Here is a 26928-nt window from a genome sequence, read left to right as displayed (position 1 = left end):
CGGATGGATCGGAGGTGGTGGTAATGGAGACGCGGGTGGGGAAGTCTGGGTATCCGATTCCGGTGCGTTGGACGTACCAATATGAGGGTGTAATGGTCACGAGGGAGTATGATTTGCGTGATGAAGGGGTGGAGCCGTTGGAGAGGGAGTTTACGTTGTCGGCGTTTGGATTGCCGGAGCCGGTGGGTGTGGAGTGGGAGCGGCCGGTGCGGTGGTATTTGTGGCTGACGCTGGCGGGGGTGGTGTGTTTGGTAGCCGGCGGAGTATTTTACTGGCTGAGCCGCCGCCGAGCCGGAGGGACGAACTGAAGCTGGTAAGCTGAGCGGTACATATTCGGTGTCCCATTTCGCGCGATGCCGTCCCGGAAACATTTGTTTGCCTTTGTTTTCCAAGATAACGTAGATAACAAAAATTGGAGTGTTCAACTTCATAAAGAAGGTTATGCTCAGCGCACACGTCAGGAAGACGTATTGTCCAAAGATTGGTCGAAGATTTGGATCAAAATCAAAAGCTGGTCCGTGGAGGTGATCTTGAAGGTGGAACCGAGGCGAAATATCACTGTTCACCTTTGGGGGCGTACCTCTTCTCGGATATTTTCCCGTCTAACTCCGGCATCAGCGACAGACGACATGCAGTTGTCGTGGGCGAATGAATGAAGGTACTTCTACATGCATTCTCTTATTTCATGATTTCGGGCGAATGCGGCAAAGGAAAAGCGGGATTACATACGGCCTTTGAGCATCAGGTTCCAATACATCCAGGGGAGGCCGTATTTTTTCAGGAGCCACATACTCCAGCGTTCCTTAGCCTGATTGAAGGGGAAGGTCTCCTTAGGTTTGTGGTCATAGTCAAATTCTGCCAGTATCAGTTTGCCGTAGTCTGTAATAATGGGGCAGGCAGAGTAGCCGTCATAGCGGGCAGGCAGTGGTTGGTGTCGCATGGCAGCTAGCAAGTTTTTGACTAACACGGGGGCTTGGTCGCGGATGGCCGATCCGGTTTTGGAAGTGGGCAGGTTGCTGACGTCGCCCAGGCTGAAGACATTTGGGTAACGTACGTGTTGAAGGGTGTACTTGTCGACGTCCACCCAACCAGATTCGTTGGCAAGCGGACTATTCCGCACGAAATCCGGGGGACCTTGTGGTGGGGTGACGTGGATCATGTCATAGGTCAAGACGACGGTTTCCTGCGTGTCTAGGTTTTCAAAGACCGCCTCATGGGTGTTTGGTCGGATTTCGACGAGGTTGTGCCGGAAACGGGTATCGATTCCCTTGCGGGCTAATACCTTGCTCAGTGCTTCCGCGTACTTTTCCACGCCAAAGATTTTGCGGTTGGCGGAGGCAAATACGATGCGGGAGCGGTCGCGGATCCCCGTCCGGCGGAAGTAATGCTCAGCCAGGTACATGATCTTTTGCGGAGCCGCACCGCATTTGATGGGAGTAGCTGGTTGTGTGAACAAAGCGGTACCACCCTTGAAGTTGCGAATGCATTCCCACGTATAATCGACGTACTGATAGCTATAAACGCTACACACTCCGTTGTGGCCAATCGTTTCGGGCAGCCCCTTCACTTGATCCCAGTTGAGTTGGAGACCCGGCGCTACCACAAGGTAGTCGTAGCTAACCGTTCGTCCATCACGTGTCTTAACCTGATTCTCCGCGGGTAGAAACTCAGTTACGGCATCACGAATCCAGGCGACTCCCTTCGGGATGTAATCGGCTTCTGCCCGCTCGCTGGCTTGTTTGGGGAAAACACCGGCACCCACCAGCGTCCAAAGGGGTTGGTAGTAATGTTTCTCGGATGGTTCGATAATGGCTACATCCAACCGTTTATCAGACCGACGAAGCCGAGCGGCGACTGTAATCCCTGCCGTGCCGCCTCCCACAATCAGAATCTGGTGATGCATGTTGGCGTGCATGAGAGTTCCTCCTACAGTTTTTGGATATCCATAACCGAGCCATTCCATCCTCGACAGATTCGCTGGGGATCCATATCGTGCGGCCTGAAGTCCGGGAGATAAGCGGTTCCAGCCTTAGAGCATCGGACTACGAACCTCAGTTGCCGAAACCAATATCGTTTTGGTTCACATCGCCTGGCATGGAGGATCCCCGATTTCAAGGTGAAAACCGATTTCACCCAACACACCCCAAGTCGCAGCAGTTGGTGCAAACTTCTGCAAGTGATTTGCTGACCGAGTACGATCCTATCCGTCAGGTTTGTGGATGAAATCTTTGGCTTGGTGCCTTTATGGGTGCGTCTAAACTCCGCAACGCTCGGTGATCTTAGTTAAGACGATCCGGAATTGGCTCCAAGAGTTACAAAATTTTCCAAGATCACCCGTCCCCAGCAGGTGTCCAGGCCAAAGATGGGCTTATCCGTGAAACTGAGCGATACCTGGTTTGAGGAAGCGTCTGAGGCCTTCAGTTGCTGTCGAATGACCAGATAAGATAGCCATAACAAATGATCCTGGAACAAATTCCAAATGTTGTCGTTGATGGCGGTGGGTAAAAGCGAGAATCAAGGGGCCAGCTCTCTCCTCAGCGGACAATAGCAGATTCGGTAACCGAGCGAGCAGAGGGAATTGTGGATTGACCCGGCGCGCTTCAGCCCAAAGATGTGATATTTTTGCTAACCTTTCGCCCCCTCGATCCACATCACCTACGGAGGGCATGAAATGCAAGAATCACCATTGCTACGGCAGTTTTTGCAACATAGGCACGTGATTCTCGCTTACGTTCATACGCTGACCCGCGATTGGTCCGCAAGCGAAGAGATTTTTCAAGAAGTCGGGCTTGCGATAGCTCAACAAGCCCGAAATGGCGTCCAGGTGAATCAATTTTTGGCGTGGGCATTGGAGATTGCCAGGCGGCAAACCTCGGCCTACTACCGCAGGCACCAGCGGCAGAAAAAAATAATGCCCCTGTCCGAGTCCTTGGCAGAAGTGGTGGCCCAGTCGATTCAAGAAAACGAGCGATTAGTAGGGGAAAGCGACGTCCGCTATCGGTTTTTGAAAATGTGCTTAGAAGCTCTCAAGGGGCGGAGCCGGGAAGTTATCGAACAGCGTTATAAACTTGGGCGTTCTATTTCTGACATTGCGAAGACCTTGGCATGGCAACCAGAATCAGTCAAAGTCGCCCTGAGTCGAGCACGGCAATGGCTGCGCAATTGTGTTCAGAGAAAAGTACATCTTATTGAAGATTAGCGGGGGCTGCTGAGGTGAACGAACGGCTTTGGGAGTATCTGGGACAACTCCAGGACGGTGAGCTATCACCCGAAGACGTCCAGATATTGGCCGAGTTGTTGCGATCTGGCGATGCGGGGGACCGTTCTCTGTTTCTGGAAATGATATTGTTGGACGTTCATCTCCATGAGGCTTTCGCGGAGGAACGATCTGTAGCTGAATACCTGTCAAGTTCATCCTCCGCTGTTGAACAAGGAGTTATTTTCGAGCGAAGAGGTTGGCCAAGGAGGGAGTGGAAAAGAGTTGGCAGTTGGGTAATTGCGAGTTGTGCGGTCTGCCTACTCGTGGCTTTAGGGATAGTCATCACAAATTGGCGGCTGGCCCCCCAACAAGCTCCGCAGGATCCATTACCGCTTGCCCAGTCCAGTCCGAGTGTAGTTGCCGAGTTGAAAAAGGTGGAAGGGAATGTCCTGGTGGTGAATCATGACGAGAGCAGGCCAGCCTATTCTGGTCAGTTTCTCTTTCCGGGTCAAAGCATCGTGACACGGGGATCAGAGAGTAAGGCTTTGGTGGCCATCGATGACGACGCCAAGATGAACATCAGCGGCGACACAGTCGTGTACACATCGTTGCAAAAGGAGGAGAACGCCCGTTTGTTCATTGTGGAACAAGGCAACTTAGTAGTGGACGTGGGGCGAGTTATCAAGCGCAAGATGAAAGTGCAGACTGCAATTGGCATTGCCGTAGCCGAGGCGGAAACGTCGTTGCATATCCTCGACGGGGAGGGATTGGCAGTCATACGCGGTGAGGTCCGCTTCACTCATAAGCTCAGCGGAAAATCGATTTCGATCAGAGAGGGACATTATCTGGTGGCGACTGAGGCAGGGGACGTATCCCTGGGCCGTTTGTTCTTGGGGCAAGGAAACAATTGGGCGGTCTTTCCTAACTTCGGCTTGGATACCCGAGCGGTAGCTCTGAATCTGGCATTTTCGCCGGACAGCGAATGGTTGGCGGCGGCATGTCGTGTTAGCAAAGAAGAAAGAAGTATTCGTTTGGGGCCGGTTCAAAGCCAAGCGCCCCCGAGGGAACTGTTGGGTCGGTCGTGTGTGGCATTTTCGCTGGATGGAAAGACGTTGGCTGCAGGAGGTCGTGGACATGTGATATTGTACGGTTTGCCGCCGGATCAGCCGCCACGGCTGCTGACCGACAAAAAGAATCTGGGGGAAAACACTATCAGTTGCCTAGCGTTCTCGCCCAATAGCAAAATATTGGCAACGGGTCTGAGCACAGGGAACGTACTCTTGTGGGACCTGACCACGGGAGTTGTCCAAGCCAAGTTCCCCGCCCACAATGCCTCGCTCACATCCCTCGCCTTTTCTCCTGACGGAACCCTCCTCGCATCAGGTGGTCTCGATTCCACCGTCATCGTACGGGATGCTCTGTTGGGATCAGAAAGGCTGAGAATCGATTGTCCGCCGGCACTGGCTGTTTGGGCTGTTTCCTTCTCTCCCGATAGTACCACGTTGGCCATCGCCACAGGCCCGCGGGATTTTCGCATGCGTTATCCCGTAGGTGATGTACGGCTATGGGACATTGCTGGTCAGAAAATGAAGCATATCCTATGCGGCCACACCCGAGCGGTAACCTCGCTAGCATTCTCCTCCGATGGCTTGACTATCGTGACGGGAAGTGCCGATACCACAGTGCGTTTCTGGAATGTGACGAAGGGCGCAGAGTACGGCATGCTGAAAGGGCATGAAGGAGCCGTGGGCTTTGAGGGTCTGAGTGTAGCTTTGTCTCCCGATGGAAAATACCTCGCCACAGGCAGCTACGACCGCACTGTCAAGGTCTGGAAAACGACTACTTTGTTGAACAACGATGAACCGACTGATTCGCTTGCGAGGACAGGCCCGTGGTTGGACGCCGAACTGTTCAGACCACGCGGCCTTACATTAGCCGAGCCAATAAGGAGCAATTACCAACGGCCTCGCTATCGCTAGAGCAAGCCTCCCCCCCGATGGTTGTTTGACTAGTCCGATTTCATCCATCGGCGGTCCGAACAGTGAGCGATCTGGCAAACAAGACAGCTTCCCCTCCAACAACCACCCTGAAAGCCGCGACAACGGAGGGAAACAGAGATGAATAAGCGCCGGAGCTATTCGTTGAGCCGAAAGAGAATGCCTTCTTTCCATCTCATACTGGTATTAGTTGGGATCGGCTGTTTTGCATCTGGCGAGTGTCTCGCAGGGGAGGCGCCGAAGGAGCCGTCATTCCATCGGCATGTGCTGCCGGTGTTGAGCAAACTCGGCTGCAATGCGGGATCCTGTCACGGGATGGTTCAAGGTAGGGGAGGCTTTCGTCTCAGTCTCTTCGGCTACTTGCCTGCTGCTGACCACGACCAATTGTTGAAAGATGCATCGGGGCGACGGGTCAATCTTGTCCATCCTGAGAATAGCCTGTTTCTGTTGAAGGCCACGGGTCAAGTTCCGCACGAAGGCGGCATGCGCACGGGTGTGGGTTCTTACGAGTACCAAATTCTCCGCAATTGGGTGGCGGCGGGTGCCCCGTTCGATTCCGTCAATAACTCTCATGTGAAGGAAATGATTGTGTCTCCGGCGCGGTTTACAGGCAAGCCGAAAGAGCATTTTACATTGAAAGTGGAAGTAGTTTTCCGGGACGGGTCGCGGGAAGATATCACAGCTCTGTGTGTGTTTGAGTCCAACAATCGGGAGGTGGCCGAAGTTGATGCCCGCGGACATGTGAGTGTGGTAGGAGTAGGAGACGCGGCTATCGTGATTCGCTACCCGGGCCAAGTTGGCATGGCCCTGGTAGTGGTAATGCCCGAAAAAATCGAGAACAGTTTCCCCGAAGTGAAAGAACACAACTTCATTGACAAACATATCCTTGCTCGTTTACGTCTTCTTGGCATTCAACCATCGGAGTTGTGCGATGATGCTACTTTTCTCCGCCGAGTTTATCTGGACGTGACTGGTGCTCTGCCGACACCCGATGAAGTGCGTGCCTTTTTGGCAGACAAGGACCCGGAGAAGCGCTCCAAAAAGATTGAAGCTTTGCTAGGGCATCCTGATCATGCGGCTTTGTGGGCCACCAAGTTTATGGACATCCTGCGTTTGAGCAGTTTCCACGCTCCAGGTTTTCCTCCGCAGGTGCACCATGAGTACCGCGCCTACGAGTGGTTGCGAGCGCGGTTGAAGGAAAACATCCCTTACGATCAACTCGTGGAACGTATCCTCACGGCAACTTCGCGCGAAGGGCGGAGCCTGGAAGAATGGGCCGAGGAAGCCGTCAAGATCGTGCTCGAAGAGGTAGAGGGAAAAGCGCCGACGACCTATGCCGCCCGCAAAACTCTGGATTTGTTCTGGCAGCGACGCATGGAGAGCGATGTGGATCATGCCATTCGCGTCGGACATGCGTTTTTGGGCCTGCGTTTGCAATGCGCACAGTGCCATCGCCATCCCAATGACGTGTGGACCCAGGATGATCTTCTCAGCTTTGCCAACTTTTTCATGCGGATACCCCACTATAACGGCCTTGCTGCTCCGCGCGCCAAGGCGAGTCAAGAGGTCGTAGCTCTGGCGTTGCAAAAGGCCAAAGGGTTGCCCCCGAAAGCCCAAGGTTTGCTCAAAGGGCAGCTTGGCGACGGGGAAATCTGGGTGCTGACCAGGAAAGACCTTGACGGGCCTGGGATGAAGAATGGCCGTTCGTTCTTCAACAGCGGCCAGAAAGCAACCGGCTACGCCATCGTCACGAGTCCGCTCGGCACGCAAACTTCCAAGACGCTGCGTTTTCTCGGCGAGAGGGAGCCGATAGCCGAGCCGCCCGACGGTGTGGATCGCCGCCAACTCGTGATGGATTGGTTGCGGCGCCCGGACAATCCGTTTTTCGCCAAGGCGATCGTCAACCGCGTGTGGGAACATTATTTCGGGCGCGGCCTGATCGATCCGGTGGACGACCTTTCGCCGTTGAATCCTCCGTCGCACCCGGAACTGCTCCAGGAATTGTGCGCGGGATTCATCAGGAATGGCTACGATTTGAGATGGCTGCATCGGACCATTCTCTGTAGCCGCACTTACCAGCAAAGCAGTGTGACCAACGACAGCAATCGGCACGATCGCCGTAATTTCGCCTCGTTTTACCTGCGGCGTCTACCGGCAGAGGTGTTGCTGGACTGCTTCGACCAAGTTGTGGGAATCCGGTCCGTTCCGGGAGAGAAAGTGCCGCCGGGAATGCCGGCAGGTATTCGGCTATTGGAAGGCGGAGCCATTTTCCACCGCAAAGACACAGACACGGCATTCGCCTTGGAGGCCTTTGGCCGACCGAAGCGCGATGTGGAAGTTGTTTGCGATTGCGAACGCGAGAACCAAGCCAACATGCTTCAAGCCCTTTATTTTGCCAATCATCCGGCAGTACGCAAAAAGCTCAAGGATCCCAGGAATCGCTTGTCTGAGATTCTCAAAAAATACCCCACAGAGGCGGAACGGATCACCGAAATCTTCTTGCTTACTCTAAGCCGAATGCCCTCCGACCAGGAGCTTCACTTGGCCCAGGAGTTCCTGAAACAAACACACGACACCCTGGAAGGTTACAGGAGCTTGATCTGGAGCCTGGTGAACTCGAATGAGTTTATTTTCAACCACTAGCAGACAAGTCCTGCCGCATTGGAACCATTGCCAAGGGAGGAAGGAAGCATGAATCGTCGCCATTTTCTGACGATTGGCGGGAGCACCCTGTTTGGGCTGACGTGGGCAGATATTCTGCGTGCTCAGGCTGTAACTGAGGTTGGTCGTCCCCAGCCGAAGGCACGCCAGATGATCTGTCTCTGGTTGGGTGGAGGACCGCCCCATCGTGATTCGTTTGATCCAAAGCCTGATGCTCCTGCGGAATTTCGTAGCTCGTTCCAAACAATCCGTACCAATGTGCCGGGTATTCACGTGACGGAATTATTGCCGCGGATGGCGCGAATCGCTGACAAGTACACCATCATTCGCTCCTGTACTACCGGAGATGCGCGAGCAGACCATGCTAAGGATACCTACTACTGGTTGACCGGTAACCGCCGACGTGAACCACAAACCCCTAAGTATCCGACTTACGGAAGCGTTGTAGCAAAGCTCCGCCCCGCCCCGCCTGGCATCCCCAGTTTCATCTCGTTTGAAGGAGCCAACGTACTGGTCGATTCCTACCTGGGTTCCGCGGTAGCTCCCTTGGTGTTTTCAGACCAGCAAGCTAGGGCGATGCGGGAAATGCTCACAGTTCCCCAAGCGCAATTGACGCTATTCGATCGTGAACGCAATTTGGTGCACGCTTTCAACAGGCTACGCTATCAACTTGACAAATTTGAACCGCTTTTAGAAGGACGTGATCGTTTCCAACAAAATGCCTTCGACATGCTGCGCTCGGCACGTATTGCCCAAGCGTTGGACCTCAGCAAAGAAAGCCCGCGCAATTTGCAACGTTACGGTGCCACGTCCGAGAATCGGGCCCGTGGCGGCCGCAGCGCTTGTGAAGCGGTACTTCTAGCTCGGAGACTGATCGAGGCAGGCGTACCGTTCGTCCACCTCCGGCTGCTGAGTTGGGATTTCCACGACGACAACGATGGCGGCTGTCGCAACAACTGGCCTTCGATCGATAGCGCCGTGTCCAGCCTGTTGGAAGACCTCGACGAACGCGGCTTGCTAAAAACCACCATCGTAACCCTTTTGGGCGAGATGGGGCGAACCCCTTGGCGCCAGGGTGGTGGTGGCAAAGGTACCGACCATTGGCCTGTCCAATTCGTCGTTGTCGCGGGCGGCGGCTTTAAGGGAGGGACTGTTGTCGGCACCACGGATTATCGCGCCGCTCAGATCACCGACAAGCTTTATTACGTCGAGAGCTTCGCTCGCACCATCTATACTTTGCTCGGCATCAACCCGGACCAGGAACTACTCACCACTGATGGCCGACCCATCAAAATTGTCGTTCAAGATCGGCCGCTTATTCGTGAGGCGCTGGCGTAAAGCAACGAAGCGCATTGGGTGTCAGGTGCCCGCCAAACGAAACTCTCTACCATCCCCCCTGCCTTTTATCAGAGAAATGAACTTGTCGAATGTTGCTGGTGTGCTTGTGGAAGGTGGACCTAATGCGTTGGCTACCATGCCGTGTGCGAGCTGATCGGAACGGGGTGAATCGCCAAGGGCCGGAGTGTTATAGGGTGCCTAAGGACTCGGCAGGCGATTGGCTCACGGAATTTGCAAAGAGGACTCGGAGGACGCGCAGATGACTGTCTATTGGCCCCACCTTGTTGGAGAAACTCAAGCATGGCCTCTGCGGTCCTGGTATCGTTGGGTATTTCCCCTGCTGGCGGTTATCGGCGGTCTCCCTTCCCAAGGCTTGGCGCAGGTCCAGCGGCAGGATGGCCCGTCGATTCCGCCCGAACCCATGTTTACCAGGCATATAGTTCCGTTGCTTAGTCGCTTGGGATGCAATGGGGGGGCTTGCCACGGTGCGGTTCAGGGAAAGGGTGGATTGCGGCTCAGTTTGTTCGGTGCTGAACCGGAGTCGGATTACGACCACCTGAGCCGAGAATTCAGCGGACGGCGATTGAACCTGCTGGATCCCGCTGCAAGTCTCTTTTTGCTAAAGCCAACCGGTCAGGTCAATCACGAGGGAGGCGTGCGGTTGGCTGTAGGCAGTCGGGAGTATCAGTATCTGTACAACTGGATTGCGAAGGGTGCGCGGCTAGACCCGCGGGACTCCTCGCGATTGATCGGCCTCAAAGTGACGCCAGCAAGCCATACCGTCAGACCGGGAGAGGAATATCGGTTACACGTCGAGGCTAGCTTCAGCGATGGCAGTAGGGAAGAGGTAACCGAGCTGTGCGTCTTCGAGTCGCACGATCCCGCCGTGGCCGAAGTGGACCAGCAAGGGCGAGTGCGGGCCATCCGACCGGGAGACGCGGCGTTAGTGATTCGCTACCGGTCCGAGCCAGTCGTGGCCATGCTTCTGGTTAGCAGCGAAGCGAAAGTGACATTCCCCCAAATTCAGGAACACAATTTCATCGATAAGCACGTGCTGAACAAACTGCGTCAACTGGGCATTCCGCCTGCCGATCTGTGCGATGACGTCACCTTCCTACGGCGTGTCTCGCTAGATGTAACCGGAGCTTTGCCGACACCTGAAGAGATTCGCGCCTTTGTGGAGAGCAAGGATCCTGAGAAACGACGCAAGAAGATCGAGGAGTTGCTCAATCGGCCTGGCTACTCGGCGGTGTGGGCGACAAAGTTTTGCGACCTGCTTCGTCCGCGGATCAGTTACGACACCAACCGGCACGCGCCCGAGCCGGCAAGCGTCCGCCGTTTTTATAGCTGGATTCGGGCACGGCTAGAGGAGAATACCCCCTACGACGAACTTGTCGCACGCATTTTGACAGCAACTTCATTGGAAGGCCGCAGTCGAGAAGAATGGATCAACGAAGCCATTGCGTTAGCGGCGGAGGAGAGGAAAGGCGGCGAACTGAAAATTTACAACAACCGGCGAACACTGGATTTGTATTGGCACCGCTTCGATGCCACCGGAGTCAAGGGGACTATTCAGATCGCCCATGCCTTTCTCGGTTTACGCCTTCAGTGTGCGGAGTGTCATCGTCATCCGCATGATGTTTGGACCCAGGATGATCTCTTGAGCTTCGCCAACTTTTTCAATCGCCTTCGGGCCAACACAGGCGTCTTGGACCAAAAACAAGCCGCTGAAGTGACAAGAAAGGCGGGCAGTGGCCTTACCGCCGAGGAAAAAAAGCAATTGGCAGCTAGGTTGGAGGAACGAGATAAGCTCCGGATTCCCCGGTGGTTGGACATGTCAGCCGTCTATCACGTCAAGGGTAACGTCTTTGGTTGGGCGACAGCATCTAGCACGCTCGGCACTCAGAGATCTGAAAAGTTCCGTTTGTTGGGGGAGAAGGACAATATCCAAATTCCCGACGAGCAAGATCCGCGTGAGGTGGTGGTCGCCTGGTTGCGGCGTCCAGACAATCCGTTTTTCGCTAAGGCGATCGTCAACCGTGTCTGGGCGCACTACTTCGGTCGGGGCCTGGTTGATCCCGTGGATGACCTGTCCCCTCTCAATCCGCCCAGCCATCCCGAACTGTTGCAGGAACTCGCAAGCGGCTTCATCGCGAGTAAGTACGACCTGAAATGGCTGCACCGAACGATCCTGCAAAGCCGGACTTACCAACAAAGCGCCCATCCCCATCCGGCCAACCCTGGAGAGCATCGCTATTATGCTTCGTTCTATCGTCGGCGTTTGCCGGCGGAGGTGGTGATTGATGCCATCAATCACGCCACGGGCAGTAGCGAGAGGTACGGTTCGGGCATTCCGGCAGGTACGCGCGCTGTGGAGCTACCGGGCCGTCTCGAGGAGGGCATCATCACCAATCACTTTGTCGAGCATGCCTTCACGGTCTTCGGTAAGCCGCGACGCAGCCCGGAGACAGTTTGCGACTGCGAACGCGACAGCTTGCCCAACCTGGAGCAAAGCTTGTTTATGGCCAATCATCCAGAAGTGATCAGGAAGATCAGCGCCCCCACGGGGCGAGTCGCCCAAATTGTCAAGATGCATAGCAACGACGCCAAACGTCTTGAGGAGCTGTACCTGTGGACATTATGTCGGCTGCCAACTGAGGCCGAGCGCCGGCTGTGCTTGGAGCATCTCAAGAATGCCCCCTCGGCCCAAGTAGGGCTAGAGGGGATCATGTGGAGCTTACTCAACAGTAGCAGCTTTTTGCTGAACTACTAAGCCGAGCAATCCCAGCGGTGCATGCGAAATTATTCTGAGATTATTTTGAACAAAATATAGAAAAAGGAGGTCCAACATGTTCGGATGTCCAACATTCAATCGTCTGATGAGTCGGCGGAAGTTTTTCCAAATAGGTGGGGTCGGAATGTTCGGTTTGACTTGGGCCGACGTGTTGCGTGCCCAGGCGGCGGACGGTGGTAAGCGGGGACGTGGTCGAGCTAAGCAGGCGATCTTCATCTTCTTGCCCGGTGGTCCGCCGCATCAAGACATGTTCGACATGAAGCCTGAGCATCCAGAGGCTGAAATTCGGGGTCCATTCCGCCCCATTGCGACTAAGGTTCCCGGCTTGCAAGTATGTGAGCATCTGCCGAAGTTGGCTCAAGTCGCTGACAAGTTTACGATCCTCCGTTCGGTCAACGCACGAGGCTTTCCCTTAGCCGGGGGCCACTTTGGCGGACTATGTTGGAAATGTGGTAATCGCCGCAGCACGGCTGGCACGCCCAAGTATCCAGCTTACGGATCAGTTGTCGCCAAGCTTGTTCCTACACCCCACGACCTGCCTGGTTTTGTCGTCCTCGGCGATCTCAATTCCAATTCACCCGGAATGAAAGAAAACTATCTAGGGCCTGCTTACAACCCCTTGGTGATCACTCTGTCCGACAGACCGCGGCAACCCAAACCACTCAGTACCGATCCACGGCAAGGCCCGGATTTCCCGGACATCACTCGTTTGCAAGTCAATGCGGCTGACTTCGAACGCAACACGCTGCTGCTTCGTTCGTTGGAAGCCCAACTGCGACAGCTCGACCGAGCGGAACCGTTACTGGGAGCAATGGACCAGTTCCAGCAGAAAGCCTTCGATATCTTGCGTTCACCCAAGCTACGCGAAGCTGTGGACCTGAGCAAGGAATCGCACCAAACCAAAGAACGCTACGGCTTCTCCGTGTACGACTCCCATGACAACCCCAGTAAGGCGGGGAATATCTATTCGCCTCGGGTATTGGCAGCTCGGCGACTGATCGAGGCGGGCGTGCCGTTTGTGTATCTCGATTTCGGCTCCTGGGACTGGCACGGCGGCCCCGGCCAATTGGAAAAAGCCTTGCCGGTCCTGGCTAGTTTCGATGCCGCCATCAGTGCGTTGATCACTGATCTGGACGAGCGCGGCTTGCTCGATACGACCCTGGTGGTGGCGTGTGGCGAAATGGGACGTACACCGCGGTTCCAAGGCAAGAACGGCTACGGTCGCGACCACTGGGCGCCAGCGCAGTTTGTCTTTGTCGCCGGTGGCGGCTTCAAGCGCGGTGCGGTGGTGGGGGCTACCGATTCCATGGCAGCCTACGTGAAAGACAATGAATACAAGGTCACCAGTCTGGGCAAGACCATCTATCACCTGCTTGGTATCGACCCTGATCACCAACTGTACACCACGGACAATCGTCCCATCAGGATCATCGATGACGATAAGGCGCCGTTGATCCACGAAGCGATCATCTGAGCATAGCTCCGCCGGGGAAAGAGGGTACACCGATGATAACGATTGGTGAACGGTGCGTTGGGACTAAGGGCCTTTCACGACGCGAGTTTCTGCGCGTGGGGAGTCTTGGTCTGGGTGGACTCACGCTGCCGTGGCTGTTGGCGAACCGAGCTGCCGGCGCCGCAAGAACTGGAAGGTGGAGGATGGCGCCATCGTCCTTAGGCATACCGAGGAACGGCCGGCGTGGCATGACCTCATCTATCTCGACGAAAAGTTCGAGAACTTCCACCTGTCGCTGGACTGGAAAGCAGAGTGCAACAGCGGCGTGTTCGTGCGGGCTGGCGTTCCGGGCACCCCCTGGGCTTACTTGGAAATCGCAATCAGCGGCGAATACAAGAATCGCAAACGGGTCCCACCTGATCAGGCGGACGGCGCCCTGTACAGTCTGGCGGCGCCGTCGCGCGATGCCCCCAGTCACGAAGGCTGGAACAACTTTTACATCATTTGTGACGGTCCGATCATTTCCTGCATGCTCAACGGTATTGAAACATTCCGGGTCGATTTCCGCGAGGAAAAATGGCACAAGCCGCAGGGCAAGTTCAAACTGGTGTACGCCAACTTACCGCGCGAAGGCTGGGTCGTTCTCCAGGACCATGGCAGCAAGGGCAAGTTCCTCGGCTTCAAGAATATCAAGCTCAAAGTCCTAGCGAGTGGGAAGTAGCAGATCCCGATGCGGAGGGTGCGAAATGGCCGGACGGTGGCTCCTGCACGGCATTCTCGTGATGGGTGGGCTGCTGCTTGCCCGCCCGCCTCTGGGCTTGGGAGCAGAGAACGCTGACCCCAGTGACATCGAGTTTTTTGAGGCCCGCATTCGTCCCATCCTCGTGAAACATTGTTACGCATGCCACTCGTCCCAGGCGGCCAAGGTGCGGGGCGGTTTGCTCCTGGACCATCGTAACGGCGTGCTTCAAGGCGGGAACAGCGGACCGGCAGTGATACCCGGCCGACCAGAGGAAAGCCTGCTCATTCAAGCCCTCAAACACCAGGGCAGAAGGATGCCTCCTGGAGAAAAACTGCCGGCGGCAGTCATCGAGGACTTTGTGCACTGGGTCAAGATCGGCGCACCAGACTCACGCTCCGAGGAGATTCGGGCGGTTGCCTCGCCTGCCGACAAAGCTAAGGACCTTTGGTCATTGAAGCCTTTATCGGACCCCGTGGTCCCTGTTGTCCAAGAGACGACCTGGCCGCGGACAGACATTGACCGTTTCATTCTGGCCAATCTGGAAGCCAAAGGATTGAAACCCGTCGCCGATGCTGAACCGCACGTTCTGTTGCGTCGGCTCCATTACGTGCTGACCGGTCTGCCGCCTACGCTCGCGGAACGGGAGCGGTTTTTGGAGATGTGGCGGCGGGATCAGGTAGTGGCTGTGGCGCAGACGGTAGATGAATTGCTGGCCTCACCGCATTTTGGCGAGCGCTGGGCCCGCCATTGGCTCGATTTGGCACGGTATGCCGATGTCAGTGGTGCCACCGCACCCGTCGCTTATCCGCAAGCCTGGCGCTACCGGGAATACGTCATAGACGCCTTCAATAGAGACAAGCCCTTCGACCGTTTTGTCCGGGAGCAGCTTGCCGGCGACTTGCTGCCTGCGTCCCGCCCCGAGGAAAAAGCGGCCAACTTGATTGCTACGGGGTACCTGGCGCTGTTTCACGTCGTCGCCGCTGATCGGAATCCGGAAAAGCGACGATTGGACATCGTCGATGAACAGCTCGAGGTGATAGGCAAAACCTTTTTAGGCATGTCGCTCGGTTGTGCACGCTGCCACGATCATAAGCTCGATCCCATCACCACACGAGACTACTACGCCCTCGCTGGAATTTTGCGTAGCACGCGCAGCATCAACAATGCCAAGGGGGATTTCGGTTCTGGTGTGCCTGGGATTGTCGCTCTCGGAAAACTGCCACCGACCGTACCGGTGTGGATGCGCGGTGCGGATGGCGGTGTGATGGCCGTTCGGGATGACAACGAGATCGTCGATGTGGCGATTCGCAAGGGAGGCGATGTGGATCGGCTTGGCCCTGTGGTGCCACGCGGCTTTCCTGTGCTGTTGACCTCGAAACCGGCATCCACCATTCCCCGGAATCAAAGTGGTCGGCTCCAGTTGGCTGATTGGCTGCTCAGTCCAGACAATCCCTTGGTGTCGCGGGTCATCGTCAATCGCATCTGGCATCATGTTTTTGGTGCGGGCTTGGTGCGCACCACCGATAACTTCGGTACCACGGGCGAGTCGCCGAGCCATCCCGAATTGCTGGACTACCTCGCGCGGCGATTCCGCGAGTATCACCGGGGAAGTTTCAAGTCGTTCATCAAAGAATTGTTGCTGACACGGACATGGCAGTTGAGCGCCAGCGACGATGCCAAAGCCCAGGCTGTGGACCCCGACAATCGTCTGCTCTGGCGTGCGCATCGTCGCCGGCAAGACGCCGAAGCTTTGCATGATGCCATGATGTTCGTCGCGGGCCGTCTCGACCTCCAACCTGCCACTTACACCGTCCCTGAGACCTTCAAGGGAACTGGCAATCAGGGAAGCACCATGCATTTGGCCATTCCGCGTGAGACTCTGTACAAACGTGCCATTTATTGGCCAGTCTTTCGCAAGGATGTGCCCGCGGCTTTGGATATGTTGAGTATCTTTGACATGCCCCCAGCAACTTCTCCCTGCGGTACCCGGGCAGTCTCCATTGTCCCCTCGCAAGCCTTGTTCTTGCTCAATAGCCCGCTGGTCCTGGAATGTGCCGAGGCTTTGGCGGTAAAAGTACGGTCCGATCCCGAACTGACCACAGAAGCCAAGCGCATCGACCGCCTCTACCTCCTCCTGTTTGGACGCCAGGCCAGTGCCAAGGAGCAACAGCAACTGCACAGCTTTCTCTCCACTTTTGTTGCTCAACTTGGAGACCGCCCCGACGCTTATGACGTAGCCTGGACTCGATTATGCCATACTTTGCTGATTTCCAATGAATTCACGGTGGTGGAGTAAGCAACCGCTTCCTTACGGAGACATCAGCAACTTTGTGTACGGACTCGCAGTATGAAATGTGCAAGATACCTGGGGGTCATGAGCAGAGAGGTAGGTGCGAACGAAGAAAATTGTGTCATCCGACCCCGAAGGTGGATACAAATGGTGTTCAACCAGGAGATCAAGAAACGGCCTTGAGCGCAAACGAAGCGCTGATACGGTCAATTGATAACCGGAATTTGCAGGGGGCTGATGCGAACGCGACTTCATCGGTCGGCAGCTTCGAGGGAGATGAGTATGAGCATGAAGGCATCGTTTCCGTGCGGACGCGTTCCAGTAATTCCGGCCACCCGTCGTGAGTTTCTCCAACAAACGGCGCTGGGCTTTGGCTCGCTCGCCTTTGCTGCCTTGGTTACGCAGTCAACAGCAGGTACCCCTATCGATTCTCGAGCGCTTTCTACTGGCTCGCCCCTAGCTCCCAAGCTTCCCCATTTCCAGCCACGCGCTAAGCGGGTGATTCTGCTTTTCATGGAAGGCGGTCCATCGCACGTGGACCTGCTTGACTATAAGCCAGAGCTTTTCCGCCGCCATGGCCAACGTCTGTCTGCCGAATCGTTGCCGCGGCATTTTCGGGAAGGTAAAGCGGAGAACCCTGAGGATTTCGGTCCACTCATGGCGACGCCCGTCAAGTTCAAGCAATACGGCCAATCCGGATTGTGGCTGTCGGATGTCATCCCACACATCGCCCAATGTGCTGACCAGTTGTGTGTGCTTAAGGGTATGGTGTGCGACAGTACCGAGCATGGGACGGCGGTGCAGCAGTTTCACACAGGCATGGTGGTTCCGCGGCCGAGCATGGGGGCTTGGATCACTTACGCTTTAGGAACGGAAAACCAAAACCTTCCCGGCTTCGTGGTCATTTCACCGCCGGCTGGCACAACTATAAACTGTGGGAGCGGCTTCTTGCCGCCGATTTATCAGGCTACCTTGCTGCATAATACCGACAAATCCAGCGGAGAAAAGCTACGTTACCTGACTGATCCACGATTGCCTCCGGAACTTCGGCGTAAGCAACTGGAACTTTTGCGTGAGATTAACCGCGAACATGCTCAGAGGGCCGGACAGGATACAACTCTGGAAAGTATGATCGAGTCCTTCGAGATGGCGGCGCGGATGCAACTTTCGGCGCCGGAAGTGCTTGACATTTCCCGTGAAACTCCCGAAACGATGGCTCGTTACGGCATCGGCGCGGGGGAAACAGACAGCTTTGGCCGACAGTGTTTATTAGCTCGGCGGCTTGTTGAAGCAGGTGTGCGCTTCATCCAAGTCACCAGCAAGGGGTGGGACCATCACAACATGATACATCGCAGCCTCAGGAGCAGTTGCGCCAGAGTCGATAAGCCGACCGCAGCGCTCTTGACAGACCTCAAACAGCGGGGACTGCTTGACGACACACTCGTCATTTGGTCGGGAGAATTCGGTCGAACTCCTCTGGTGCAAGGGGTGCGGGGCAAGACAACCCTCAACTACGAGGCTCTGGGGCGCGGACACAACCCCTATGGCTGGAGCCTCTGGTTAGCAGGTGGCGGTGTCAAAGGCGGGTTCTGTTATGGCAAAACGGATGACTTTGGCTTCCAAGCCGTCGAAGATCGGGTCCACATTCATGATTTGCATGCGACCATTCTGTACTTGCTCGGACTGGATCATGAACGGCTGACTTACCGGCACGCAGGGCGGGATTTCCGCCTCACCGACGTGCACGGGCGGGTGGTCAAGGAAATCGTGGCGTAACTACCGCTATGCGATGGAGAGAATGACATGTTGCCTTTCACGCTCGCTCTCGCCGGGTATGGGCTTGTTCTTTGGTCGGCATCGTCGTCCCTGACAGCCGACAAACTACCGCCCAAGGTCCCGCAGCGAGAGCATTTTGCCTTTTGCAACTTCTTCGAATACCTGGACGGCCCAAAACTGGAAGCGCTGTCCGGCCGGAGTCCCAACCTGGCCTGGGACGAAAAGGGAAACATGTATTTCTTCGCGACGTTCTGGTACGGAGCCATCCGTTGTATCCGCACCGATGGTCGAGTCGTGACCATTACCGGCAACGATTACTGGACTCCGGATTTAAATCTTAGCGAGGGGCCAGCGAGTGCGTTTCCATCGCCAACAGGCGGCTGGGGGACTAATTACAGCTACCCCATGGGCGGCATTGCCGTGCAAGGCGTGCCGCACGAGGGAGAAGACAAGGGCTGCATCTACGTCGCCAGCCACCACGGGGGCATCTACCGGGTCTTCCGCAACAAGAGCAAGAATAACCGTTGGTGGTTTGCTCAAGCCATCGGCTTCGGCAAGGACGCTGTTCCACGAAAGCGCGGCGAATCAGCCGAGGCAAAGAGTGTGAACCTAAGTTACGTATCGAATCTGCAAATTGGCCTCAATGGTAGATTGCAGCTCTTCACCAAGGGTTCGTTTCTGGAGTTTCACGACGGCAAGTTAATGTGTCTGCTTGGGCCGGATGATTACGTGGGTAAAGCGGATAACGGCGGGCCGAGACAGTCCTGTTCCGAAGGTTACCTTGCGGGTGATGGTTCCTTCTACCTGGGGACTTACTACGATGGGGAGGGATACGGCAGCCGGGGAGTGGCTATCTATCGAGCCAAGTTGGCGAATGGAGTCGTCAAGGTGGAGCCTGTGGCCAAGGCCCAAAGCGGCCAACCTCGAGATGGCAACGCCCTGACAGAGGCAGGTTGGTTTTGCGGGCCGCACTTCGCGTTCGGACGGAACGAGGCCCGTTATCAGCCGCCCAACGTCGTCTTCACCAGTTCCCACGACGAAGCCACATTACGGCGTATCCTCGACGGGCGTAGTGCCACCCTGTGCAGCGACGGGGAATGGCGGGAAGTACTCCGAAGCAATCCAAAAGAAACGCCGTGGTGGTTTCACTTTTGGCGCATTGGTCCAGGTGGTGCGAGCTATCAGGTTTACCGCGGTGGCGATTGGGGTTCCGACCAGAGAATGTACCGGATTACGGGCATCGATTACACCCGGCCAACCGCGAAATAGAACGAACTGTCGCAAAAGGGAGCGTATCCTCATGAAACGACTCGTAGGCATGCTACTGCTGGGCAGTGCCTCCATCTTATCGGGAGGTCTCGGTGCAGAAGTTACGGTAAGTGATGCGATCGAAATTACGCCCCGCTTCGAAACACCCCGTTGTCAGATGTGGCCTCGGGCAGCATGGGCCGAAGAACCGCAACTTTGGCTCGTGGCGTGGCGCGAAGGAAACACGAACGCCTTGGAGGCGGACATTTGGTGCGCCCGCGTCCATGCGGACGGCAAACCCCTCGATCCAGCAGGAATCAAGGTCTGTGCGGCGGCTGACAACCAGGAACGACCGTCCGTGGCGTCGGACGGCAAAAACTTCCTGATAGTGTGGGAAGACTACCGCAACGGTAAGGACTACGATGTGTACGCAGCCCGTGTGTCCGCCGATGGGAAAGTGCTAGACCCGGATGGTTTTCTCGTGGCCGGTGGTGCCCATAATCAGTGCCATCCCGTTGTGGTTTTCGCGAGCGGCCATTATCACGTCGTCTGGCAAAGTTACGGGCAAGATGGACCTCGCTATCTGCTCTGTGCAACACGTATCTCCCCGGAAGGGAAGGTCATGGACCGCGCCTTGCTCATTACCGAGCCTGGCAAAAGCCTGGGAGACAAGACGGCCAGCGCGTATAACCCGGTGATTGCTGCTACCCCAGACCGCATTTTAGTGGCATACCTAATTGCAGATGGCAACCCCATGAATATTGCGATTCGATCGGCTGTCCTGAGCATCGATCCAACAAGCGGCCGTCCCCTAGGACCCCCGCAGAATCTTGGTCCCGCCGAGCAGCGGATGCCAGCCTTGGCATGTGACCCCGGCGGTGCACTTGTCGCCGTGCCGCTGGGTAGTGCCGGCCAGAATACAGGCTTTCGTTTGTATCGCCTTGATAGAACCGGCAAGGTGGTTGACGGCCCGCGACAAGTTGCCGCGCCGACTGCCAAACGACTTGTACCGCTCTTCACGTTGGCGTTCGATGGACGGAATTATCTCCTTACAATGGATCGTCCGGACCTGCGGGAAGGGCGCGTCAAGCAGATCAAGGTCTGGGGTTGGCAAATGCCGCCTGACCGTTTTCCACTGTCCGAAGATGCTCTCAAATACGATGCCGTTGAGAAATACGGCTTCCTGATCGCCGGAGTAGGCGACAAATACCAAATGCAGGGTTTTGCTTGCGCAGGCCGAAAGGGCCACGTTCTGGTCGCTTACGTCCAAGTCGAGGGACCGAACAATCTGAAATTGCTAGCGCGGCTGGTCCGCGCCAAATGATCTCAGTACCTAAAGGGACCGCTGTCATCGTACCTACGGGAGACTGGATTCTCGATGACGTGGACTTGTGCAATCCGGCACTCCCGAAAGCTGCGGGGGAAGCTAACTGGCGAGTTGTCTGGAATTCAAACCATCCTTTATCTGCCCACCACCTGCCGCCCATCATTAGCGATGACGACTAACGTACCGCTGAGGTTGGATTGGCGACCTTCTGGCAGACGACCAGCTTAATCTGATTGACCCCAGTCTGTGGACATCACGCTCCAGCATTGGCATCCCCGATAGCTACTTGTTATGTTACGGTCTATTTGACGGCACCGCTTACCGCATTGATCCGCCACGCCTAGCAGATTCACGCAGTTAGTAGAGTCTGTTTCCGAACAACATGAGACAGTCTGAAACGGCAGTTTTCCGGGTGTCATCCGAGTTCTGAAATGGTCGTTGTGGACTTCGGCGATTTCCGAGTGTTGGTAATCTTGGGCATCGTTGCTGGGACCACTTAGTGCCCAGAAGTGGTTGTATTCCATAAAACACACATCGAACTATCGAGAGGTGAAATTGTACGATCTTCCTGGAGACTAACTATTTCATAATCTCGGTCGGCCCTCGCAAATGAGAGTTTACGGTGTGGAGTTTGGGGTTCTGGAACAATTTCTAGAACAAGATAAGTCATTGAGTTGAACGCAGCCGTGATAACAAACATCGAGGCAGAGGAGACGATGGTGCGAATTTCCCGAATTGTGTTTTGGTTGATGGCACTTGCCTGGGGGATGATGGCTGGATTTGTTGCCATGGGCGGCTTCAGCTCGGAGGCTAAACAGCAGGAATGTCGTCTCCTTGAGTATGCTCCTGCCCCCGTGGACAACCCTCTCAAAGGCCTCGTGCCTTATCAGGGTGATTACCGTGAGTATTTCCCACACAGTATGGAGTTCAATTATCTACCATATTCGGCTCTCGTAAAGGGATACAACGAGTTTGATTGGGCGCCGTTGGAGAAGATGTTGAATGATATTGCCGGTCGGGGTCATCAGGCTGTTTTTCGCATCTGTTTGGAGTATCCCGGTAGAAAAGGTCTGATTCCGGATTTCCTGATTCGAGATGGTCTGAAAATCCACAAGTGGTGGTATAGCGAGGGGCCAGGGCACGCACCCGCCTTAGTCGAGACCCCCGACTATGAAGATAGGAATTTGCGGAAGTCATTGAGATCGTTTGTTACGGCGTTGGGCCAGAGATACGATGGGGATCCACGCATTGGTTTTATCACAGCCGGGCTTCTTGGACTGTGGGGTGAATGGCATACTTACCCGAAGGTCGAATTGTTCGCCTCCAAAACAGTGCAACTCGAAGTCATGGACGCTTACGAGGCGGTGTTCAAGGTTACGCCGGTACTTTTCCGTTACCCTGTCGGTGAAAAATCATTTCGATCAGATTTGGCGAAGAATGTGGATCGCCCCTTTGGATATCATGATGATTCGTTTGCCTGGGCCACCTTGCACACTGGCAGGAAAGGGGACGAGTGGTTTTTCATGACCGCCCTGAAGGCAGCGGGTGCAGAAGAGAAGTGGAAGACTCACCCCATTGGCGGGGAGATCCGCCCCGAAGCGTGGGGGATCGTGTTCGACGAGAAACCTCGAGACAAGCGAGTTCAGGATTTCCTCCAGTGTGTGGAAGCTACCCATGTCAGTTGGTTAATGGACAGCGGCATGTTCCAGAAAAAGCAGGATCCCAACCGCATCCAGCGAGCTATGAAACTCGTGCGGCGAATGGGATACGAGTTTCACTGCCGTAGCGTGTCGCTCCGCAGGCTCCCCGATGGCAAGCTGGTGGTGCGACTGGAAATCGAAAATCGTGGAGTGGCTCCGTTCTATTACCAGTGGAAGGGGGAGTGGGGAATACTCACAGGCGGTAAACCCGTCAGAACTATTCCCGCGAGTGGCAAATTGACAGGCCTACTGCCCGGCGATGCCCCGCGCCTATGGTCGGAAACGCTTGATTTGTCCGGGTTGAAACCTGGATTGTACAAGCTCGCGCTGCGCGTTCCCAACCCGCAAAAAAACGGCCACCCACTCAAGTTTGCTAACAAAACCCAGGACATAGATGCAGCCGGTTGGCTGACGTTGAGCGACCTTCCCGTGAATTGAATTGCAACAGGTCTGTAGATTCGCCACAAAATCTCTCAGGTCCGTCTAATTCTTATAGTTCAGATAATTTTTGCTGAATACAAACTCGTCGTGGATTGCTTCTCATGACCTGGATTAACACCGTGCGCGCTGCGGGAGGAGACCTCGCGGGCTGCTTCTTTCACTAGAACGTTGGAATTGAGCGCGATGTTGATCCACATTTAGTGGAAACAACAACTGATTGCTACACATCAGATGCCGGTGCAAATACAATTGGCTGTCTTGTTCATCAGAAATTGTCTATAAATACGAGGTAGAAACTGTTTCCAAATTGCAGGCTTCACTCTGCAAACTCCTAATTTGCGAGGGTTAAACGAGGTTATGAAATGGTCTCTTGGCATGTCTCACAAAGTTCGGCTACATCCTAACAGTTTTCTGATCTCTAGGCCCTGCATTGAGGCAGCTTGACCATCTGCCGTTGCTTGATTTGTCGTTTCTCACAGACTACAGACACTGACCGTGTCGGTCTCTTGAGACTACCTCATCACACCACCATAATCCGGGGCCGACTCACGTTGTCGGTTCGCATTCGTAAGTGAGGGGGAGAGGGAGTGCGTGAAGCGACCAGCTTCTCCCGAACTACTATCAGAGATACCACAGGGGGCGTGTGGAACTGATTTATCCCCATAACCAATGAGGAGTTAGGAGATTTTTCTCGATGTCGAGTTTCCACGATATCGAGTCGCATCGATGGCCTACATGAGTTTTTTGGTTTGCGAACGGTGTAACGTTGAGAAATTCCGAACCTCGGGTTGCCGGGAATCTTGAAGCCAGCGAGCAAGGATTGTGGCCCCCACGAAGGGGGAACAATACCCCCGGCAGGGATCGAACCTGCGACCCTCGGTTTAGGAAACCGATGCTCTATCCACTGAGCTACGGGGGCCAAGACAGCCCTAAGGAGGTGTGGCCCACTCTTTGACCCAAAGCCGCGAAGGATTGTGGCTGTTGATGAAGGCCCGCTATAGCGGATCAGGCATATTATTACGGACAGTTCACAAAGAGCCAAGTTTCCCGCGGCCTTAGCGCTCGCTTTTCGGCCAAGTTAGTCGTCCTAAGAGGACGCTGCCGTCGGCGCCGCGAGGATCGGGCTTAGTTCGGTTAGCGGTGCGTTGAGGCAAGAGATTCTCCCCAACTGTGATCCACCATTCGCGTGAGGTAACCGGTGCCGCTCCGAAGTTGCCCATCATGGCTCCGCGTTCCGGCAGGACCACTTGCTCCGTGCTCCGCAGAACCTGTAACTTGTCCCGATCCACACGAGCTATCCAAAGTGGCGCCCGATGCCGAGGGATGTGGTCGTTCTGAGCACCCCGGCGGGTGTAAACAAGGTATAGCTCGCCCTCGTGGCAGACCCAATGCTGCTGGGTGTTGTAGCTGCCCAACTCGGAGCCGTCGTCGAATGTCCAGGGGCGGAGCGGTTCCCAATGCAAGCCGTCCTTGCTCCGGGTGACGTAACCCCGGCGATCATGGCGAATGGTGAGGTAATACATGCCGCCGCACTGAATCAGCGAGGGTTCGCTCAAGCCGCGAACTTCGTTGAGGAAGAGTTCATCTCCGTGTTCGCGGTAGATGAGTTTCTGCCCATCGAAACGGCACCGCAGCACCGTGACGGCGAAAGGCATGTTCGCACGAGGCGCGAAATAGATCGGTACCAGCAGGGAACCATCGTTTTCGACGACCCATTGTCCGCAGCCGTTGCGAGCCAGGAACTGGAATTTCTCCAGCGGAGGCAGTTCCAGGATTTGCCAGCGCGCCCAGCGGTCGGTTTTGGGATCGTAGACGGCATAAGCCACCTGGGAGCAACGCGGGCGGTCTTGCAACTGCCGGCCCTGGGAGTCGTAATAGACTGAGCAGCCCAAGGCGATGACTTTGCCCGTAAGAGGATGATAGCCCGGTGTCACGTCGCACATGGCCAGGACGGTGCCGTCCGGCTGTCGTATCCAATCCAACTCTGGGACAGGTTTGGGGCCTTGCCAAGTACGCCCCAAATCCTCCGAGCGCATCACGTACAAGCCGGAGTAGTAATCACTGGCTACCAGGTGTTTCTGTAAGGTTAGAATGACCGTGGGATGGGGACTATCACCGGTGGGAGGAATAGCCGCGGCTCGTGGATGGAACCATTGAAACGTCGGGCTAAGTTCCTGATAAATCACCTCACGCCGAATGAGGGGAATGCGCGCGTTCCAGGCAGTTTTTTCGGCCAGCAGAGGCGGTGGGACTTTCGAGGCATCGCTTTCTGGAACATTCAAGACTTGCCGCAGCACATCGAGAAGGATGGCATCCGTCATCGGCGCCACCCAGCAGTAGTCGTCGTTATACCCTTCTTTCCAGCAGCGGTCCGTGGGGATGTAGCCGGGCGCTCCGTCGCCAAAGCCCACGGCCATAACGAACGAATCGGGGCGGAGTTTTTGAGCAGCGAGTTGATAGCCGACGAACGCCTCTGCAGGCAAAACGAGGAAAAGAGCTTGGCCGCGATTGAAGTCCAAACAGGGTACGTCAATAGGTCGGCCGGCAGCAACACGTTCTCGCCAACTCAGCCCCATCGCCGCGGAAATGCGCTGCCAACGGGTGGCCTTTTCGTCCGCGAGTATGCGCCGCATTTGCGCCACGGTAAACTTCCCTTCATCGCGCGGCGGGAGGTAAAGCGGGGCCGAGCGAAAATCCGCCGATTGCAAGGGGAACCGCTGAGTGTTTTTCCAGGCGGCAAGCATGGCCTGGTAGAGCCGTTCGGCCAATTGGGGACGGTTTTCGGGAGTGCCGGTGTTGTATTTGCCCGCGGTCACATCTCCGGCACAACCGGTGAAGTACATCTGGAACACGCGAGGATCGTCCCGTTGCCGCCGTGCTCGTGCTAGGCCGGGAAAGTCCGCGGAGACTTGCCCTTGGCCGTAATAGCTCATGGGATGGACGGCATAGCAACTCCATGCCAGGATCGGCGTATCGCCGTCCCAAAAACTGATGGTCTTGAGCCAGGGGTCAATTTCGCCTTCCGGGGCGTTGAAAATGTCGCCACTTCTACTGCCACGGCTCCAGCTAATCCGCCCATCGGCAGAGACGACACGGCGATTAGAGGCGATGCGCTCGACTTTGGCCTGGCCTAAGCCGATGTGCGTGATGCGCTTGGGTTTGTCCAAGGCAGTTCGTAAAGCGCGAACCGTCCGTTGTACCGCGGTTTCGTGGAATTGCGGATCGCAGTGCCAGCCTTTCTTACCGGCCTGATCCAGTAACTGTTGGGCGCGCAGGTCGCAAATGGGAGCATCGTGTTGATGTACGGTGGCCAAAAAAACGCGTTCCCGCGTCGTCCCGGCAGCCTCGGCTAAAGCTTCCCGCCAACGGTCGTAGGAATCATTGTTGCATTGGCACCAATCCAGCGCCACGACCACCAAAGGAAAGTAAGCCGATTTCCCCGCAGGAACGGAGGCTAGGCGTTCGTCGTCTTTTTGGCGAACCCCGGCCGGCCGCAAGACGAAACCTTTCGCCCACAGCGGATCGACAATTTCCTTGGCATCGGCCACTCCGCCACCCATGCAGGGATGTCCGAGGGGAATGGTGATGTCCGCCTCGAAAGTGGCCACTTCCCACTGCACCAGATCCGTCTCGGTCCTCGTCGTCGGTTCCAAGCTGGATAGCTCGGATCGAGAGAGGATGAGGGCGAGAAGAATGACGAGCAGTCCCAGCCAGCGGAACCGCTTCCAAGTCCGGCCTGTGTCTATTCCCATGGGTTGCTCCTATTATTGGGCATGAGTAAAGGTATCGCTGAACACGCCTTCGGTGAAGACATGTCCCAGTTTACCCTCTTCCCAGGACAAATTGCTTAATTCTTCTGTTCGTAAGTGGTAGGAGGAATCGTTGCTGTCTCGGTTTCTCCATCCCGCCTGTCCCGGAGTGATATTCCAGGTCATAATTCCGGGTCTGATGGGAAGAGCGGC

At 55.7% G+C, this 26928-nt stretch carries 15 protein-coding genes and 1 tRNA gene; 13 read left to right on the top strand and 3 right to left on the bottom strand.

All coding sequences use genetic code 11. The annotated features are described in order from the left end of the window. Positions 1-308 (top strand): hypothetical protein (locus H0921_RS15905; protein WP_228499900.1); only part of this gene is annotated, 308 nt, incomplete at its 5' end. Positions 309-721: 413 nt separating this feature from the next. Here H0921_RS15905 and H0921_RS15900 read toward each other — a convergent pair. Beyond that, a complete protein-coding gene (locus tag H0921_RS15900; RefSeq protein WP_194539502.1) occupies positions 722-1915 on the bottom strand; it encodes an NAD(P)/FAD-dependent oxidoreductase in 1194 nt (397 codons plus the stop codon). Between the two features lie 756 nt (positions 1916-2671). On the opposite strand from H0921_RS15900, the gene H0921_RS15895 reads away from it, so the two are divergent. From H0921_RS15895 to H0921_RS15840, 12 genes are all read left to right on the top strand, one after another. Further along, entirely contained in the window at positions 2672-3199 is a 528-nt protein-coding gene (locus tag H0921_RS15895) for an RNA polymerase sigma factor (protein ID WP_194539501.1), read from the top strand. A gap of 323 nt (positions 3200-3522) precedes the next feature. Further along, positions 3523-5178, top strand: coding sequence for a FecR domain-containing protein (locus H0921_RS15890; RefSeq protein WP_194539500.1), 1656 nt, complete (start codon positions 3523-3525; stop codon positions 5176-5178). Positions 5179-5511: 333 nt separating this feature from the next. After that, positions 5512-7839 carry a DUF1549 and DUF1553 domain-containing protein gene (locus H0921_RS15885; protein WP_194539499.1) on the top strand — a complete coding sequence of 776 codons (2328 nt, stop codon included), beginning with the start codon at positions 5512-5514 and terminating at the stop codon, positions 7837-7839. Positions 7840-7887: 48 nt separating this feature from the next. Beyond that, positions 7888-9195, top strand: coding sequence for a DUF1501 domain-containing protein (locus H0921_RS15880; RefSeq protein ID WP_194539498.1), 1308 nt, complete (start codon positions 7888-7890; stop codon positions 9193-9195). Positions 9196-9454: 259 nt separating this feature from the next. Continuing rightward, on the top strand, positions 9455-11968 hold the full coding sequence (locus tag H0921_RS15875; protein WP_194539497.1) for a DUF1553 domain-containing protein: 2514 nt from the start codon (positions 9455-9457) through the stop codon (positions 11966-11968). A 145-nt stretch (positions 11969-12113) separates the two neighbouring features. Continuing rightward, the gene (locus tag H0921_RS15870; protein WP_194539496.1) at positions 12114-13463 is read left to right on the top strand and encodes a DUF1501 domain-containing protein; all 1350 of its coding nucleotides are present in this window, start codon (positions 12114-12116) and stop codon (positions 13461-13463) included. 130 nt (positions 13464-13593) lie between these two features. Continuing rightward, a complete protein-coding gene (locus H0921_RS15865; protein WP_194539495.1) occupies positions 13594-14163 on the top strand; it encodes a 3-keto-disaccharide hydrolase in 570 nt (189 codons plus the stop codon). Between the two features lie 25 nt (positions 14164-14188). Further along, complete coding sequence (locus H0921_RS15860; RefSeq protein ID WP_194539494.1) at positions 14189-16480, top strand: PSD1 and planctomycete cytochrome C domain-containing protein; 2292 nt, start codon at positions 14189-14191, stop codon at positions 16478-16480. Between the two features lie 231 nt (positions 16481-16711). After that, positions 16712-18250: a DUF1501 domain-containing protein gene (locus H0921_RS15855; protein ID WP_315851921.1), complete on the top strand. Its 1539-nt coding sequence runs from the start codon at positions 16712-16714 to the stop codon at positions 18248-18250. A 27-nt stretch (positions 18251-18277) separates the two neighbouring features. After that, positions 18278-19519, top strand: a complete 1242-nt coding sequence (locus H0921_RS15850; protein WP_194539492.1) for a hypothetical protein — start codon at positions 18278-18280, stop codon at positions 19517-19519. Between the two features lie 31 nt (positions 19520-19550). Next, the gene (locus tag H0921_RS15845) at positions 19551-20822 is read left to right on the top strand and encodes a hypothetical protein (RefSeq protein WP_194539491.1); all 1272 of its coding nucleotides are present in this window, start codon (positions 19551-19553) and stop codon (positions 20820-20822) included. A 719-nt stretch (positions 20823-21541) separates the two neighbouring features. Then, positions 21542-22963, top strand: a complete 1422-nt coding sequence (locus H0921_RS15840; protein ID WP_194539490.1) for a DUF4832 domain-containing protein — start codon at positions 21542-21544, stop codon at positions 22961-22963. Positions 22964-23812: 849 nt separating this feature from the next. Here the strand turns inward: H0921_RS15840 and H0921_RS15835 are convergent. Further along, positions 23813-23885: transfer RNA gene (locus tag H0921_RS15835), tRNA-Arg, on the bottom strand. A gap of 136 nt (positions 23886-24021) precedes the next feature. Beyond that, a complete protein-coding gene (locus H0921_RS15830; RefSeq protein ID WP_194539489.1) occupies positions 24022-26718 on the bottom strand; it encodes a sialidase family protein in 2697 nt (898 codons plus the stop codon). Positions 26719-26928: the final 210 nt, after the last annotated feature.

The organism is Thermogemmata fonticola (genome assembly GCF_013694095.1).
Lineage (GTDB): Bacteria > Planctomycetota > Planctomycetia > Gemmatales > Gemmataceae > Thermogemmata > Thermogemmata fonticola.
This window is presented reverse-complemented; position numbering and strand designations above follow the sequence as displayed.

What these genes read in the sequence shown, in the direction of transcription:
- H0921_RS15875 (WP_194539497.1), top strand. Translation starts at nt 9,455, where the DNA reads ATGACTGTCTATTGGCCCCACCTTGTTGGAGAAACTCAAGCATGGCCT.
- H0921_RS15850 (WP_194539492.1), top strand. Translation starts at nt 18,278, where the DNA reads ATGTTGCCTTTCACGCTCGCTCTCGCCGGGTATGGGCTTGTTCTTTGG.
- H0921_RS15895 (WP_194539501.1), top strand. Translation starts at nt 2,672, where the DNA reads ATGCAAGAATCACCATTGCTACGGCAGTTTTTGCAACATAGGCACGTG.
- H0921_RS15845 (WP_194539491.1), top strand. Translation starts at nt 19,551, where the DNA reads ATGAAACGACTCGTAGGCATGCTACTGCTGGGCAGTGCCTCCATCTTA.
- H0921_RS15840 (WP_194539490.1), top strand. Translation starts at nt 21,542, where the DNA reads ATGGTGCGAATTTCCCGAATTGTGTTTTGGTTGATGGCACTTGCCTGG.
- H0921_RS15855 (WP_315851921.1), top strand. Translation starts at nt 16,712, where the DNA reads ATGCGAACGCGACTTCATCGGTCGGCAGCTTCGAGGGAGATGAGTATG.
- H0921_RS15830 (WP_194539489.1), bottom strand. Translation starts at nt 26,718, where the DNA reads ATGGGAATAGACACAGGCCGGACTTGGAAGCGGTTCCGCTGGCTGGGA.
- H0921_RS15860 (WP_194539494.1), top strand. Translation starts at nt 14,189, where the DNA reads ATGGCCGGACGGTGGCTCCTGCACGGCATTCTCGTGATGGGTGGGCTG.
- H0921_RS15885 (WP_194539499.1), top strand. Translation starts at nt 5,512, where the DNA reads ATGGTTCAAGGTAGGGGAGGCTTTCGTCTCAGTCTCTTCGGCTACTTG.
- H0921_RS15900 (WP_194539502.1), bottom strand. Translation starts at nt 1,915, where the DNA reads ATGCACGCCAACATGCATCACCAGATTCTGATTGTGGGAGGCGGCACG.
- H0921_RS15880 (WP_194539498.1), top strand. Translation starts at nt 7,888, where the DNA reads ATGAATCGTCGCCATTTTCTGACGATTGGCGGGAGCACCCTGTTTGGG.
- H0921_RS15870 (WP_194539496.1), top strand. Translation starts at nt 12,114, where the DNA reads ATGTTCGGTTTGACTTGGGCCGACGTGTTGCGTGCCCAGGCGGCGGAC.